We start from the raw sequence: 15,292 nt of genomic DNA, 5'->3' as shown, positions 1-15,292 counted from the left end.
ATTGCGAGTGCAATGTTTATGTCCAAATATTGGAGCGATTTAGCTCACCGCTTAGATCCTTACACGCCAGGTGAACAGCCTAAAGAGCAGGGTTTAATTAAGCTCAATACCAATGAGAATCCATATCCGCCTTCACCTAAGGTGCATGCGGTTTTTTCGCAGGCCAATATTGATGCCCTGCGTTTATATCCCGACCCTGAATCCTCGCTGTTAAAGCAATCTATCGCCCAGTTTTATAACCTGGATGAAGCGCAGGTGTTTGTGGGTAATGGCTCGGATGAGGTGTTGGCGGCAGCGTTTCAGGCGTTTTTTGCCGGTGATAAGCCTTTGTTAATGCCCGATATTACCTATAGCTTTTATACCGTGTATTGCAGTTTGTACGATATAGACTCCTGTGAGCTGCCCTTGGCGGATGATTTCTCTATTAACTTAGCGCAATACTGCAGCGAGTCTATGCAGAATAACGGCGGGGTGGTTTTTGCCAACCCCAATGCGCCTAGCAGTTTGGCACTGTCGCTGGCTGAGATAGAGCAATTGTTGCTTAAAAACACCGAGTCGGTGGTGTTAGTGGATGAGGCCTATGTAGACTTTGGCGCGCAGTCTGCCGCTAGCCTCATTAACCAATACCCTAACTTGCTAGTGGTGCAAACCTTATCTAAATCGCGCTCGTTGGCGGGTTTACGGGTGGGCTTTGCGCTGGGTAATAAGGCCTTGATCGATGGTTTGAATCGGGTGAAAAACTCCTTTAACCCTTACCCGCTAGATCGCTTGGCAGAAAGAGCCGCTGCCGCTGCCATAGATGATGTGGGTTACTTCAATGACTGCTGCCAAAAGATTATCGCCACCCGTGAGTGGGTGACGGCGCAGTTGGCGGCGCTGGGTTTTGAGGTGCTGGATTCCAAAACCAATTTTGTGATGGCCAAGCCCACTGGTATCGCAGCCGAAGACTTGTTTGCGCAGCTGCGCCAGCACAAGATTATCGTGCGTTATTTTAACAAGCCGCGAATCAGTGAATACCTGCGTATTAGCGTAGGCACCGATCAAGAGATGCAGGCTTTAATCACTGCGATAAAAGAAATTCTAGGCTAAACCCGCCGGGTGGGCATATTGCCTTTACAAGCGGGGCGCGGGTGGTTAGAGTTTGCGCCCTTTGAAATAACCTCATTTAAATTTCACGTGACCTTTGGTAGGGGCCACCACTGAATAAGGAAAGCACATGCCTGCAGTAACTGTAACTCTTCCCGATGGTAGCCAGCGCTCATTCGATAATTCCGTCACTGTTCACGACGTAGCGATGGACATAGGCCCAGGCCTAGCCAAAGCGGCTTTAACGGGCAAGATCAATGGCAAGGCTGTTGATACCTCTTATTTAATAGAATCGGATGCCGAGCTCTCTATCATCACCGAAAGGGATGAAGAGGGGCTGGATGTGATACGCCACTCTACCGCTCACTTATTGGCGCAGGCTGCGCAGCAGTGCTTCCCCGATATACAGGTCACCATAGGGCCGGTTATTGAAGATGGCTTTTTCTATGATTTCGCTACCGGCCATAATTTCACCCAAGACGATTTAGTCAAAATCGAAAAGCGCATGGGCGAGATTGTTAAAGAAGATCACCCCATAGAGCGCATCGTGATGACTCGCGAGAAGGCTATAGAGACCTTTAGGCAAATGGGTGAGCGCTACAAGGTGCTGATCATTGAAGATCTACCCGAAGGCGAAGAAATCTCACTGTACCGCCAAGGTGCCTGGATGGACCTGTGCCGTGGCCCCCACGTGCCCAGCACCGGCAAGCTGAAAGTGCATAAGTTGATGAAGGTGGCCGGTGCTTATTGGCGCGGCGACTCTAACAACCAAATGTTACAGCGCATATACGGTACCGCATGGGCCAACAAGAAAGATTTAAAAGGCTATTTACACCGCTTAGCAGAAGCCGAAAAACGCGACCACCGTAAGCTGGGTAAAAAATACGACCTATTCCATATGCAGGAAGAAGCGCCGGGTATGGTGTTTTGGCATCCCAAAGGCTGGAGCGTCTATAAGACGATTGAAGGCTATATGCGTCAGCAGCAAGATCTCAACGGTTACCAAGAGATTAAAACCCCGCAATTAGTGGATATCTCCCTGTGGGAGAAGTCTGGCCACGCCGACAAGTTTGGTGATGGCATGTTTACCCTAGAGTCTGATGAAAAGACCTTTGCCGTTAAACCCATGAACTGCCCTTGCCATGTGCAGGTGTTTAACCAAGGTTTAAAGAGCTACCGTGACTTGCCCCTGCGCTTGGCGGAGTTTGGCTCCTGCCACCGTAACGAGCCCTCAGGTTCGCTGCACGGCATTATGCGTGTGCGCGGCTTTGTGCAGGATGACGCCCATATCTTCTGTGCCGAAGGTGACATCCAAGAGGAAGTGGGCACCTTTATCGACCTGCTTCATGCGGTATACGAAGATTTTGGCTTTAGTGAGGTGATTTACCGTCTATCAACCCGCCCCGAGCAGCGTGTGGGCAGTGATGAAAGCTGGGATAAAGCGGAGCAAGCATTGGCGCAAGCATTGGATAGTAAAGAGCTACCTTGGGAAGAGTTGCCCGGTGAAGGTGCTTTTTATGGCCCTAAAATCGAATTCTCGCTTAAGGATTGCATAGGCCGTGTTTGGCAGCTGGGGACTATTCAGGTGGATTTCTCTATGCCTGGCCGTTTGGATGCGCAATATGTTGCCGAAGACGGCTCACGACAAACGCCAGTGATGTTACACCGTGCCATTTTGGGTTCATTCGAGCGTTTTATCGGTATTTTGATCGAGCACTACGAAGGCAAATTTCCAACATGGTTGGCACCGACCCAGGTAGTAATTGCCAATATTACGGACAAACAGAGCCCCTATGTGCAAAAAGTTGCCGATTCCTTGAAAAATAAAGGATTTAGAGTGGATGCGGACTTGAGAAATGAGAAGATCGGCTTTAAAATCCGCGAGCACACAATTCAGCGGGTTCCTTATTTACTAGTTTTAGGCGATAAGGAAGTAGAGACTCAGACAATAAGCGTACGTGCGCGTAATGGTGATGATCTAGGTTCCATGAATTTGGCGGCTTTTGAGCAGCTACTTCATGAGGATATTGCCAACCGCGGTCGCATTGGCCAAGAGTCAACAACGGAGAAATAGAGATTAAGCAACAACAAACTAAAGGTAAGAGCAAACGCGCCACAATTAATGAAGAGATTGAGGCAAAAGAAGTTCGCTTGATTGGGGCCGACGGTGAACAGGTCGGTGTGGTACCTATTGAAGAGGCCAGAGCTGCTGCGGCAGAAGCGACCCTCGATTTGGTGCAAATAGCAGATTCCGATCCGATAGTCTGTAAAATTATGGACTACGGTAAGCATGTGTTCGAGGCTAAGAAACAGCAAGCCGCTTCCAAGAAGAAGCAGGTTCGTACACAGGTTAAGGAGATGAAATTCCGTCCTAATACGGATAAAGGAGATTATGAGGTAAAACTACGCAACCTCACACGTTTCCTTGAACACGGGGACAAAGCCAAGGTGACATTACGTTTCCGCGGCCGCGAAATGGCCCATCAGGAGCTAGGCATGGCCCTACTCAAACGAGTTGAAATTGACTTGGAAGAGTTAGGCACTGTAGAGCAACATCCTAAGATGGAAGGTCGTCAATTGACGATGGTCATTGCCCCTAAAAAGAAGAAGAAGTAAGAGCTAGCTCTTTCTTTTTCGCCTCTTAACTAGCAGTGAGCTCGTAGGGCCTGCTAATTGAGGGTACATTTATTTTTGAGTCATAAGACTCACCAAATGCGGAGTATCTAACGATGCCTAAAGCTAAAGTACATAGTGGGGCTGCCAAGCGTTTTAAAAAGACTGCTGGTGGTTACAAGCGTAAAAGCGCCCACAAGAGCCACATCTTGACCAAAATGACGACCAAACGTAAGCGTCAGCTACGTGGTACTTCACTCGTTCACAAGAGTGATGAAGTATTAATCGATCGTTTGTTGCGTGCTAAGTAAGCACACCATTTTTTAGGTCAAGAGGAGTCTCACAATGCCTAGAGTAAAACGTGGTGTCACTGCACACCGTCGTCATAAAAAGATTTTAAAGCAAGCCAAGGGTTACTACGGTGCCCGTTCACGTGTTTTCCGTGTTGCTAAGCAAGCTGTTATTAAAGCTGGCCAATACGCATATCGTGACCGTCGCCAACGTAAGCGTCAATTCCGTGCACTATGGATTACCCGTATCAATGCACAGTCACGCGCCAATGGCATGTCTTACAGCCGCTTAATCGCTGGTCTGAAAAAAGCTGAAATCATACTAGATCGTCGCGTTATGGCCGATTTAGCTGTGCATGATAAGCCTGCTTTCGCTGCTGTTGTTGAAAAAGCAAAAGCTGCCTTAGCATAAGAAATATGCGAAATAGGGGGGTCGGAGTCTAGACTCTGACCCCCCTATTTCTACCATATCTTCTGTTTGCACTTTTTAGTGCAGGAAATGGGGAAAGGGCTGACGCTCTTTCCCTATTTTTGTTTTAAAGGGGAAAAATTGCGCGGCAATAGTTGTTTTAGAAAAATGAGAGTAAGGCTTGGGCTCTGTTTTCATTTTCTAAAACAACTGAATTACCGGTTTTACAATCGGTAGCAGTGGATTGCGGGTCAGGCCCACAATGACGGTAGAGAGTTTTACTGTGTAGTAGAAACTTTACTCTGTCGTACCGGCCTAGTGCCGGTACTCAAAGCAGTGTATTGCGGGTCAGAACCGCAATGACGGTAGAGCGTTTTACTGTGTCATACCGGCCTTGCGCCGGTATCCATAAGCTTAAAGAATAGAAACTAGTGTGTTATTTACGAAGGCACTATTTAAACAAAAAGTATTACATACAAAGAAGGCTATCGATGGAAAATCTAGAGTCTCTCGCCGCACTAGCGCGAGCAGCCATTAACGACGCGCACGATGTTTCGGCACTAGACGATGTGCGGGTACAGTTTTTGGGTAAAAAAGGCAGTATTACCGATTTGCTAAAAGGCTTAGGTAAACTCTCTGCGGAAGCGCGTCCAGCTGCCGGTGCCGAAATTAATAAAGTTAAGCAAATTCTGCAGCAAGCTATAGGCGAGAAAAAAACCGCCCTAGAAACCGCTGCCATTGCTGAAAAATTAGCCGCAGAGCAAATCGATATTACCCTAGCTGGTCGCGGCCAAAATGTAGGCGGCCTGCATCCGGTAACCCGCACCATAGAGCGCATAGCTAGCTTTTTTGAGGCCATCGGTTTTGAAACCGTAGAAGGCCCAGAGATAGAAGACGACTACCACAACTTTGAAGCGTTAAACATTCCTGCGCATCACCCAGCGCGCGCCATGCACGACACCTTCTATATTAATGAACACACCGTGCTGCGAACCCACACCTCACCAGTACAAGTACGGGTGATGGAAAACACAGAGCCACCGCTTAAAGTTATTTGCCCAGGCCGTGTTTACCGTTGCGATTCCGATTTAACCCACACCCCTATGTTTCATCAGGTAGAGGGTTTGTTAATCAGTGAAGAAAGTAGCTTCGCCGATTTAAAAGGCATAGTGGAAGAGTTTTTACGGGTGTTCTTTGAAAAAGAATTAGCCGTGCGTTTTCGTCCCTCTTACTTCCCTTTCACCGAACCTTCGGCAGAAGTGGATATACAGTGTGTAAACTGCGGCGGTGAAGGTTGCCGCGTATGTAGCCAAACCGGTTGGTTAGAAGTAATGGGTTGCGGCATGGTGCACCCCAGCGTATTTGAATACTCTAATATCGATACCGAAAAATATACTGGCTTTGCCTTTGGTATGGGGGTGGAGCGTTTAGCGATGCTGCGTTACGGCGTAAATGATTTGCGTTTGTTTTATGACAATGATCTGCGCTTTTTAGAGCAGTTTAAATAAATAAAAAGTCATACCCAAAGCATTCACTTTGCTCATGGGGCAGGCTCTTCCCGCGAATGCGGGAATCTAGCGATTAGTCGCTAGTCTCTAGAGTAATACCTCTAGTTAGCTGTCATACCGGCGAACGCCGGTATCCAGAACCTAGATTAAAGAATATATAGATGCCGGATTAAGTTCGGCATGACGTAAAAGAAAGAATACTTTTAGGAATGAAAAATGAAATTAAGCGAACAGTGGCTTAGGGAATGGGTAAACCCCAGTATCAATACCGCAGAGTTGGTAGAGCAGCTGACCATGGCGGGCCTTGAAGTAGAAGGTACTGAGCCTGTTGCCGGCGAATTTACTGGTGTAGTGGTGGGCGAAATTATCGCCATAGAGCAGCACCCCGATGCTGATAAGTTGCGCGTTTGCCAAGTAGCCGGCGGCGATGAAACTGTACAGGTAGTTTGTGGTGCACCTAATGCCCGCATGGGTATTAAAATTCCTTTTGCTACCGTAGGCGCCAAGTTGCCTACTGACGATGGCAAAGGTTTTAAAATTAAAAAAGCCAAGCTGCGCGGCGTAGAATCACACGGTATGTTGTGTTCGCAGGTAGAGCTGGCTATGGGTGAAGACTCTGACGGTATTTGGGAGCTGGCCGCCGATGCGCCTACTGGCCAAGATATACGCGAGTACTTGCAGTTAAACGACACTATTATCGAAGTCGACTTAACCCCTAACCGTGCCGACTGTTTAAGCGTGGCCGGTATTGCCCGCGAGACTGGCGTATTAAATAAAATTGCGGTGAATGATTTAACCGTAGCTGCAGTAGCTGCCACCATAGATGATGTCTTCCCCGTAGCGGTAAGCGCCTCAGCCGATTGCCCACGCTATGTAGGCCGCGTGATTCGCAATGTCGATGCCACTAAACCTTCACCTTTATGGCTGCAGGAAAAACTACGCCGCGCCGGTTTGCGTTCTATTGATGCGGTAGTTGATGTGACCAACTACGTATTGTTGGAATTAGGCCAGCCGCTACATGCTTTCGACTTAAACCTATTAAGTGGCGGCATAAACGTTCGCCAGGCGACACAGGGTGAAAAAATCACCTTGTTAGATGGTCAAGAGCTAGAGTTACGTGATGATGCCTTAGTGATTGCCGATCAAAAGCAAGCGGTTGCCTTAGCGGGCATTATGGGTGGCGCAGCCACTGCCGTGAGCAGTGCAACCAAAAACATATTCTTAGAGTCGGCGTTTTTTGCACCGGTTAAGCTTGCCGGTCGCGCGCGCTCTTATGGCTTGCATACCGACTCATCGCATCGCTTTGAGCGCGGCGTAGATTATCAATTGCAGGCCAAAGCCTGTGAGCGTGCTACCCAGTTGTTATTAGATATAGTGGGCGGTGAAGCCGGGCCGTTGATAGAAGTAACATCAGAGCCCGATTTACCCAAAGCCGCCGAGCTAAACCTGCGCGCCAACCGTATAGAGCGGGTGTTAGGCCTAACCATGGACCGCGCCGAGGTTAAAGACATACTCTCTCGCTTGGGTATGGATGTCACTGATACCGAGGAGGGTTGGAAAGTAGTAGCGCCTTCATGGCGTTTTGATATGGCGATAGAAGCCGACCTGCTGGAAGAGTTGGCCCGTATTTATGGCTACAACCGCTTGCCGGTCACCAAGATACACGCCGAACTTGGTTTGCGCGCCAAGCCAGAAGCGTTGACTGAACTACAGCAAATACGCAGCCAGCTAGTAGCCAATGGTTATCAAGAGGCCATTACCTACAGCTTTATAGACCCCAAAATGCACCAGCTAGTTTGCCCCAACGACGAGGCGGTGGTGTTGAATAACCCCATCTCGGCCGATATGTCGGTGATGCGCACTAGTTTGTGGCCGGGTCTGCTGGCCGCTATGCAGCACAACCTCAATCGCCAGCAAAGCCGGGTACGCTTATTTGAAGCGGGTTTGAGCTTTATCCCCGATGGCAGCGGGCTGCCTAAGCAAGAGCAGATGCTAGCTGGGGCGATTACCGGTAGACGCAAGCCAGAATCTTGGTTGGAAAATGGCGAAACTGTAGACTTTTACGACCTGAAGGGTGATGTAGAAGGGGTTTTAGCCCTATGCGACCCCAGCGGTAGCTTTGAGTTTGCCCGTGGCGAATGTGATGGCCTACATCCCGGCCAAACAGCAGAAATTCGCCGAAATGGTAAGTTTGTTGGCTATATAGGCGCTATACATCCGCAACTACAGAAAAAGCTCGGTATCTCGCAAACGGTATACTTATTTCAGGTCAATGTGGCAGCCATAAGCTCTGGTAAGGTTCCTGGGTTCAGTGAATTATCAAAATACCCCGAGGTTAGGCGCGATATAGCGGTGATTATAGATCGGGAAATTGAGGCTGGAGCCGTACAAAAAGCAGTCAAAGCGGCTGCTGGCAGCGACCTGACAAACCTAAGGTTGTTTGATATCTATGAAGGTAAAGGTATTGATACTAAAAGAAAAAGTTTAGCGCTCGGCTTGACGTTTCAGCATTCATCACGCACTCTTAACGAAGATGAAGTTAATGTGTGTGTTGATCAAGTGATCAAAGCACTAGAAACGCAATTTGCAGCAACGCTAAGGAACTAACCGCATGCAGGCTCTCACTAAATCGGAGATGGCTGAACGGCTATACGAAGAGCTGGGGCTAAACAAGCGCGAAGCGAAAGAGGTGGTGGAGCTCTTTTTTGAAGAGATACGCCACTCGCTAGAAGATAATGAGCAGGTCAAGTTGTCGGGGTTTGGCAACTTCGATCTGCGCGACAAAAGCCAACGCCCGGGCCGCAACCCTAAAACCGGCGAAGAGATACCCATCTCAGCACGCCGTGTGGTGACATTTCGCCCAGGCCAGAAGTTAAAATCACGAGTTGAAACCTATGTTGGAACCGAGTCATAACGACGAATTGCCGGTAATACCAGGCAAGCGCTATTTCACCATTGGTGAAGTGAGCGAGCTGTGTGCAGTAAAGCCACATGTATTGCGTTATTGGGAGCAAGAATTCCCACAATTAAAACCGGTGAAGCGTCGCGGCAACCGTCGCTACTATCAGCATCAAGATGTGGTATTAATTCGTCAAATTCGCAGTCTACTTTATGATCAAGGCTACACTATTGGTGGCGCAAGACAGCGCATGGTTGGCGAAGAAGACGGCGACGATCAGGCTATAAATTCAACAGAATACAAAGCGATGTTGCGTGAAGTGATCACAGAACTCGAAGATGTATTAAAAGTTCTCGCTGCATAGCAATTACGTATTCACAGCAGCACCACTTTGCATTATACTCTCGCCCCTCTTAAGGCGGCATAGTAAAGATTGTAAAGCCTAAGATGTATCGGGGCGTAGCGCAGTCTGGTAGCGCACTACACTGGGGGTGTAGTGGTCGCAGGTTCAAATCCTGCCGTTCCGACCAACTTAAATAAAAAAGGGCCATGCGAAAGCATGGCCCTTTTTTATTTAACCTGCCGAAACGGCAGGCTTTGTTATTCGCCACATCCATGTGGCTCTCCCTTCGGGTCGACCTAAAGGTCGATCAAAATTCGCTCCTGCGATTTTGTCGTTAAAGCGCTCAGGTTCGAACCGGAATTTGCGTAGCAAATGTAGGTAACGCCCGCTTTATCAAGGGCGGCCCTTTAGGGTGAGGCTAGCCGAATACCGCTTGTCTCCACGGGACAAGATGCCACAAGCCACATAGTGACGTTACCCAAAACCTTACAGGCCTGAAGGAGAAAAGCAGCCTCAAGCTGTTTTGATACAATCCTGCCACGATAAATAAACTCGTACAGCCCTAGTGCGAAAACTTGAACAACCTCTTGTTAAAGCTGTAACTACCAAATCCTGTAGCAGTATTTCTTTACCGTCGTACTCTTCGCTTATAATTTGCCGCCTAACTTTTCCTACAACGCACTGTTTAAGTGCTTTTATCTAGGTAGCACTTGATACAAATCATTGTTCGTTACATTTTAAAGTGAAGATATAGAAGAATAGGTATAACTACCCATTTAGGCGTAGTTAAAGAGCTGTTATTTTCTCGCTTTTTCATCACTTGCCCCTATAAAAAAGTCATACATATATACGATAGGTTGACTAAGCCTGTGTTTAATCTGATGTTATGGGTTTGTATGATAGATATTGTTAAGACGTCTGTAGTGCTTATGTAAAGGGGAAATTAAAGATTAACTCTACGCACTGTACATCTACAGTGCGTAGAGGGTTAAGTGTATAACGGTATTATAAAGGAGGCTAATTCAATGACGGAAAGTAAAATTCATGATGTTATTCGCAGTATTTCCAATGTTAATAATGATGATTTTTTAGAAAATATTACCTGTGCTCTAGCTCGCGTTATTGATGCAGATTATGTTTTTATCGCTAATTTAGATGACGATAAAGAGACAATTAAAACGCTCACATTTTGCGCAAATGGCCAGATTGCTGGCAATATAAGTTATCCCTTAAAAAGTTCGCCTTGCGAAAAAGCTATTTGCGGCGAGCTGTGTATAGTTTCTGAAGATGTGCGTTTAAGTTACCCTGATGACAAGTTATTAATAGAAATGGGAATTGATGCCTATGCAGGTATGCCATTAATTGATAGTCAGGGTCAAACCAAAGCAATTCTAGTGGCTATGTTTGAAACCCCGTTAAGCTCAAGTAAAGATGCGGAATCGTTATTTTTACTGTTTTCAGGACTGATTTGCAAAGAACTAGAAAAAAATAGTTATGTCGATAAGCTTAGCCTTGCTAAAAAAGTTATGGAGCAAAGTAAGTCAGGCGTTATTGTTTGTAACAGTGACGCAGAAATTATTTATACCAATCAAGCGTTTAGCAGCATTACTGGCTACAGCCAACAAGAGGTTCTTGGTAGTAACCCCAATGTTTTATCATCAGGAAAGCAAGGGTCTTCATTTTATGAGTCTATGTGGGATGAAATATTAACCAAAGGCTATTGGGAAGGAGAGGTAATTGATAAGCGAAAAAATGGTGAGTTATTTCCTAACTGGTTAATGATTAGTGCGCTAACTAATGAAAAATTGGAGGCTACGCATTACGTCAGCAATTTTTATGATATTACCGATCGTAAGTATGCTGAAAAAACAATAGCCTTCCAGGCTAATTATAATGCGTTGACGCATTTTCCTAATAAATTTTTGTTTGAAAAATTACTCCAAGCCAGAATTGATGAATTATCCGACGATAGAAAATTAGCGGTTCTTCTTGTTGATATTGATTTTTTCAAAGACATTAATGATTTCTATGGTCATCGATTTGGTGATGAATTACTTAAAGAGGTTGCTAAACGGCTTTCTTTAATTATAAACCCTAGTGACACGCTAGCACATTTTGGTTCGGATGATTTTGCAATTATTGCAAACAATATAGATTCGCAAGAACAGGTCGACGAATATGTGAATATTATTATGGAGTCGTTCGCTGATCCTTTTGTGATCAATGATATTAATGTTAAATCTACTATTAGTTGTGGTGCGGTTTGCTATCCAAATAGTTGGCCTGAGCTTGATGTTTTTGAAATGGCGGAAAAAGCTATGTATCGTGCTAAGGGTAAAGGAAGGAATAGGAGTTGTTTTTTCTCTGAAGTATTTCATAAAAATTCTATGCGTCGTACTGAGTTAAAAAACAAGTTGATTAATGTTATAAGTAATAATGGCCTTGATGTTTTTTATCAGCCTATTTTTTGTACTAAAAGCAAGCGTGTAACTAAATGCGAAGTATTGGTTCGTTGGCGTGATGGCGATCAATGGATTACGCCATTTGAATTTATACCCATTGCTGAAGAGTTTGGTCTTATTACCGATATTGGAAAAATAGTTTTAAATAAGGCTTGTGAGTTTTTAAGGGAATTAAAAGATATTGGTTTTACCGATTTGGTCGTAAGCGTCAATCGATCGGTCTATGAGTTTCCAGTCAATGATGCCGACAATAACCAATGGGTTGATGTTATAACTTCATATGGACTTATGCCTAGCGACTTTTGCTTTGAGTTGACAGAGAGTGTTTTGGCTCCTGATAAGAGTAATAGCCTAACAATGCTCAGAAATTTACAATATCATGGCAGTACGATTGCCCTTGATGATTTTGGTACTGGCTACTCATCATTAAGTTATCTTCGCCGTTTTCCTATTGATTTTCTTAAAATAGACCAATCTTTTGTAAAGGAAATGACAGATAATTTTGACGATAAAATTATCGTTTCAACCATTATTGCTATGGCAAAAACGCTTAATATAAAAATTATTGCTGAAGGCGCAGAAACACTTGATCAGGTCAGGGTGCTTACTAATCTAGGTTGCGACTACATTCAAGGCTATCACTTTTCTAAACCGTTACCGCCAGTTAATTTCATTAAGTACATTACTAATTTTACTGGTGGTGATTAAAGGGCGTTATTAGCCGTTATTATTTTCAATATCTCTTGCTTAATTGTGTCGAATCTATATCCGTTTCAGTAGAGACGTATATAGATTATGTTTTTCTCTGAGCTGATAAAAAACGACTTAACCCCGCCAGCTAGTCTTACCAAACTGCTTCATCTCATTGGTTATTTCATCAGCCAATAACGAAATAACAAACTCAGCCCCTCTATCGCCCAGTGCTGCCGTGCCGTAATAAAAACTTCTACCTGACATACAAAAATCTGCGCCCAGCTCCATGGCTCGCAGCACATCTAGCCCCGAGCGTATGCCGCTGTCTAGCAGTATGGGCACAGCGTCGCCTATGCTGTCTTTTATGCGCGGTAGTAGCTCTATGGTGGCGGGGGCAGCATCAAACTGGCGGCCGCCGTGGTTGGAAACCAGTAGGCCGTCGGCACCTCGTTCTATGGATTGCTGGCATAGGCCTAAGTCCATAACGCCTTTAATGATGAGGTTGCCCGACCAGCACTGGCGTACCTGTTCTAATAACTCCCAGTCATACCACCTGTCACTAAGATCTAAGAGGCGATTGTTGCCGGCGCTTTTACCGCGGTCTTTTTTATCCACATAGGCATTAAGGGTTTTTAGTGTGGGTACGCCCTTACATGCGGCCCGCAATGCCCAGGCGGGTTTGCTGCTAACTTGTGCTAATTGCTTTAGCGAGGGGATGGCGGAGGAGGACATGCCGTTGCGCCAATCGCGCTCGCGTTTGGAATACTGTGGGGTATCTACGGTGACTAATAAATTTTTAACACCGGCGCGCTGTGCTCTGGTCATGAGGTCTTGCATAATGCCGAAATCTCGATTGGCATAAAGCTGAAACCAATGGCTGTCGCCTGCGACGGCGGCTATATCTTCAATAGTCTCATTGGAAAACGTGCTTTGGGTAAAAGGGATGCCTGCTGCTTTGGCCTGCTTGGCCATGATCAGTTCGGTACCTGGCCAATAAAGGTCGGCGAAGCCTACGGGCGAAACGCCTAAGGGCAGGCTCCATGTTTGGCCAAAGAGTTGTATGGAAGGATTGACGTTATGCAGATCCACTAAGAAATTGGGTACTAGTGTCACTTCGTCAAAGGCTTGTTCGTTGCGATGGATAGAGCACTCACGCCCCAGGCCGCCCACCAAGTAATCATAAACAAATTTAGGCAGGCGTTGTTTAGCGCGCGCTTTAAGATCGGCAATTGCGGGGTAATCTTGAGCAGATTGCAGTTCAATAAAAGGGCGTATCATGGCGTAGTGCTCTGTAGTTTTATGTGGTTTTCTGTAGTGCTATGCAATTTTATGCGCGCAGTTTGTGGTTTGTCACTGCGTCACTTTACTACTTATTGCTTGGGTAGTGTTTTACCGGGGTTAAGTAAGTGCTGTGGGTCTAGGGCGTTTTTCACTGTCCACATTAGCGCTATCTCTGCAGGGCTGCGGGAGTGGTGTAGGTGATCTCGTTTTTCTAAACCTATGCCGTGTTCCGCAGAGATGGAGCCCTGCAGTTTTGCGATTTCTTGGTAAACGATATTTTCCACCTCACTTTTGCGCTGCATGCCGTCTTCCCAAATACACAAGTGTAAGTTGCCATCGGCGAGGTGGCCGAATACCAACAGCTCATAGTGTTGAAACGCTTGCTCTAGCTGCTTATGCAATTGCTTTATTAATAGCGGCATATCGCCTATGGCTAGGCTGACATCAAAGGTGTGCAGGAAACAGCCAAATTTAGCTTTTTCGGTTTCAGCGTCATCGCGTATCTCCCATAGGGCAATGCGTTCGGCATCGGATTTGGCGATAACCGCATCCACTATTAATTCCGCCTCAAAGGCCTCACCCAATATATTTTCAAAATGTTGCGCATCGCTAGCAGGGTTATTACCTTGGTATTCTAGTAATACGTAGTAGTTGTAATCGGCAGGCATAGGCGGCTTATTGTGAGAGTGCTCACCAGTATTGAGGGCGTAAAAGTCCTGCCACATAACCTCGTAGGCACTTAGGCCGCCGTTAAATTGCTGGTCTAAATAGCTGAGTAGTTGTGAAACTTGGGTAAAGTCATCGGTAGCGACTAAGGAGGTTTGGCTGCTCAAGGGCTGCGGCCGCAGGCGTAATACTGCACGAGTAATCACCCCTAGGGTGCCTTCGCTGCCTATAAACAGCTGCTTAAGGTCATAGCCGGTGTTGTTTTTTAAGTAGGGGGTCATGGATGAGATAACAGTACCGTCCATTAATACCGCCTCTATGCCCAGTACCTGCTCGCGCATCATGCCATAGCGCAGCACGCTATTACCGCCGGCATTGGTGGCCATCATGCCGCCTAGGGTGCAGGAGCCTCTGGCGCCAAAATCTACTGGGAAGCTCAGCTGCTGTTCGCTCACCGCCTGTTGCAATTGCTCCAGTATCAGCCCTGCTTGCACGGTGACGGTGCGGTTGGCTATGTCTATAGATTCTATGGCGTTCATGCGCTCGGTGGAGAGCACTATGTTGTCGGCACTGGAGTGATGGCTGTCGACTAGGCTGGTGCAGCCTCCTTGGGTAACCACAGTTTGTTGGTGCTGTCGGCATAGCTGCAGCACTTCAGCCACTTGCTGCGTGGTTTGCGGCCGCAGCAAGGCCTTAGCCTGTAAGGCTCCACCTTGCCAAAAGCCGGCGCTGCGGCTGCTAATATCATCACCGAGTAGCAGGCCTTTATCGCCGACTATGTTGCGTAATTGGCTTATGAGATCTGTCATGTTGTTGGCCTTGTTTGTGTCTGTGGATTCTGGGCTATAGGGAGGCTCATAACTCGGTAGCTTAATGAGATTCATCGTTCTCAGATAGTGATTAATGTCGATCAGTTCATTACAAAACATCATCACCTTTGTGCCTATTATCCAGCTGTTATAGCAACTGCAGGCTGTTGTGGATGTCTTTACGATGAGGCTGTAGAGTGCTCGTATATATAAGAGTACTCGTATAAAAGTTC

12 protein-coding genes and 1 tRNA gene are annotated in these 15,292 nt (G+C 46.5%); 11 read left to right on the top strand and 2 right to left on the bottom strand.

Annotated elements, in window-relative coordinates; translation table 11 throughout:
* Positions 1 to 12 precede the first annotated feature (12 nt).
* From hisC to B067_RS0105520, 11 genes are all read left to right on the top strand, one after another.
* On the top strand, positions 13 to 1,089 hold the full coding sequence (gene hisC, locus B067_RS0105570; protein ID WP_019529080.1) for a histidinol-phosphate transaminase: 1,077 nt from the start codon (positions 13 to 15) through the stop codon (positions 1,087 to 1,089).
* A gap of 127 nt (positions 1,090 to 1,216) precedes the next feature.
* Complete coding sequence (thrS, locus tag B067_RS0105565) at positions 1,217 to 3,160, top strand: threonine--tRNA ligase (RefSeq protein ID WP_026244442.1); 1,944 nt, start codon at positions 1,217 to 1,219, stop codon at positions 3,158 to 3,160.
* Entirely contained in the window at positions 3,157 to 3,702 is a 546-nt protein-coding gene (infC, locus tag B067_RS0105560; RefSeq protein ID WP_083921364.1) for a translation initiation factor IF-3, read from the top strand. The genes thrS and infC overlap by 4 nt, the downstream gene beginning before the upstream one ends.
* A gap of 113 nt (positions 3,703 to 3,815) precedes the next feature.
* Positions 3,816 to 4,010, top strand: coding sequence for a 50S ribosomal protein L35 (gene rpmI, locus B067_RS0105555; protein ID WP_019529077.1), 195 nt, complete (start codon positions 3,816 to 3,818; stop codon positions 4,008 to 4,010).
* A gap of 34 nt (positions 4,011 to 4,044) precedes the next feature.
* The gene (gene rplT / locus B067_RS0105550; protein ID WP_019529076.1) at positions 4,045 to 4,401 is read left to right on the top strand and encodes a 50S ribosomal protein L20; all 357 of its coding nucleotides are present in this window, start codon (positions 4,045 to 4,047) and stop codon (positions 4,399 to 4,401) included.
* A gap of 488 nt (positions 4,402 to 4,889) precedes the next feature.
* Positions 4,890 to 5,906: a phenylalanine--tRNA ligase subunit alpha gene (pheS, locus tag B067_RS0105545; RefSeq protein ID WP_019529075.1), complete on the top strand. Its 1,017-nt coding sequence runs from the start codon at positions 4,890 to 4,892 to the stop codon at positions 5,904 to 5,906.
* 216 nt (positions 5,907 to 6,122) lie between these two features.
* Positions 6,123 to 8,513 carry a phenylalanine--tRNA ligase subunit beta gene (gene pheT / locus B067_RS0105540; protein WP_019529074.1) on the top strand — a complete coding sequence of 797 codons (2,391 nt, stop codon included), beginning with the start codon at positions 6,123 to 6,125 and terminating at the stop codon, positions 8,511 to 8,513.
* 4 nt (positions 8,514 to 8,517) lie between these two features.
* Entirely contained in the window at positions 8,518 to 8,820 is a 303-nt protein-coding gene (gene ihfA / locus B067_RS0105535; protein WP_035801549.1) for an integration host factor subunit alpha, read from the top strand.
* Positions 8,801 to 9,169 carry a MerR family transcriptional regulator gene (locus B067_RS0105530; RefSeq protein ID WP_019529072.1) on the top strand — a complete coding sequence of 123 codons (369 nt, stop codon included), beginning with the start codon at positions 8,801 to 8,803 and terminating at the stop codon, positions 9,167 to 9,169. The genes ihfA and B067_RS0105530 overlap by 20 nt, the downstream gene beginning before the upstream one ends.
* An 89-nt stretch (positions 9,170 to 9,258) precedes the next feature.
* Positions 9,259 to 9,335 (top strand) — tRNA-Pro (locus B067_RS0105525).
* 838 nt (positions 9,336 to 10,173) lie between these two features.
* A complete protein-coding gene (locus B067_RS0105520; protein ID WP_019529071.1) occupies positions 10,174 to 12,318 on the top strand; it encodes a sensor domain-containing phosphodiesterase in 2,145 nt (714 codons plus the stop codon).
* 117 nt (positions 12,319 to 12,435) lie between these two features.
* Here B067_RS0105520 and B067_RS19730 read toward each other — a convergent pair whose 3' ends face one another.
* Both B067_RS19730 and B067_RS0105510 read right to left on the bottom strand, forming a co-directional pair.
* Positions 12,436 to 13,581: an alpha-hydroxy acid oxidase gene (locus B067_RS19730; RefSeq protein WP_019529070.1), complete on the bottom strand. Its 1,146-nt coding sequence runs from the start codon at positions 13,579 to 13,581 to the stop codon at positions 12,436 to 12,438.
* 92 nt (positions 13,582 to 13,673) lie between these two features.
* The gene (locus tag B067_RS0105510) at positions 13,674 to 15,059 is read right to left on the bottom strand and encodes an FAD-binding oxidoreductase (RefSeq protein WP_019529069.1); all 1,386 of its coding nucleotides are present in this window, start codon (positions 15,057 to 15,059) and stop codon (positions 13,674 to 13,676) included.
* Between the last annotated feature and the right edge of the window lie 233 nt (positions 15,060 to 15,292).

The sequence above is a fragment of the Dasania marina DSM 21967 genome, from assembly GCF_000373485.1.
Lineage (GTDB): Bacteria > Pseudomonadota > Gammaproteobacteria > Pseudomonadales > Dasaniaceae > Dasania > Dasania marina.
Note: the sequence above shows the minus strand (reverse complement) of the source record. Positions and strands in the feature narration are given on the sequence as shown.

What these genes read in the sequence shown, in the direction of transcription:
- hisC (WP_019529080.1), top strand. Translation starts at nt 13, where the DNA reads ATGTTTATGTCCAAATATTGGAGCGATTTAGCTCACCGCTTAGATCCT.
- thrS (WP_026244442.1), top strand. Translation starts at nt 1,217, where the DNA reads ATGCCTGCAGTAACTGTAACTCTTCCCGATGGTAGCCAGCGCTCATTC.
- rpmI (WP_019529077.1), top strand. Translation starts at nt 3,816, where the DNA reads ATGCCTAAAGCTAAAGTACATAGTGGGGCTGCCAAGCGTTTTAAAAAG.
- rplT (WP_019529076.1), top strand. Translation starts at nt 4,045, where the DNA reads ATGCCTAGAGTAAAACGTGGTGTCACTGCACACCGTCGTCATAAAAAG.
- pheS (WP_019529075.1), top strand. Translation starts at nt 4,890, where the DNA reads ATGGAAAATCTAGAGTCTCTCGCCGCACTAGCGCGAGCAGCCATTAAC.
- pheT (WP_019529074.1), top strand. Translation starts at nt 6,123, where the DNA reads ATGAAATTAAGCGAACAGTGGCTTAGGGAATGGGTAAACCCCAGTATC.
- ihfA (WP_035801549.1), top strand. Translation starts at nt 8,518, where the DNA reads ATGCAGGCTCTCACTAAATCGGAGATGGCTGAACGGCTATACGAAGAG.
- B067_RS0105530 (WP_019529072.1), top strand. Translation starts at nt 8,801, where the DNA reads ATGTTGGAACCGAGTCATAACGACGAATTGCCGGTAATACCAGGCAAG.
- B067_RS0105520 (WP_019529071.1), top strand. Translation starts at nt 10,174, where the DNA reads ATGACGGAAAGTAAAATTCATGATGTTATTCGCAGTATTTCCAATGTT.
- B067_RS19730 (WP_019529070.1), bottom strand. Translation starts at nt 13,581, where the DNA reads ATGATACGCCCTTTTATTGAACTGCAATCTGCTCAAGATTACCCCGCA.
- B067_RS0105510 (WP_019529069.1), bottom strand. Translation starts at nt 15,059, where the DNA reads ATGACAGATCTCATAAGCCAATTACGCAACATAGTCGGCGATAAAGGC.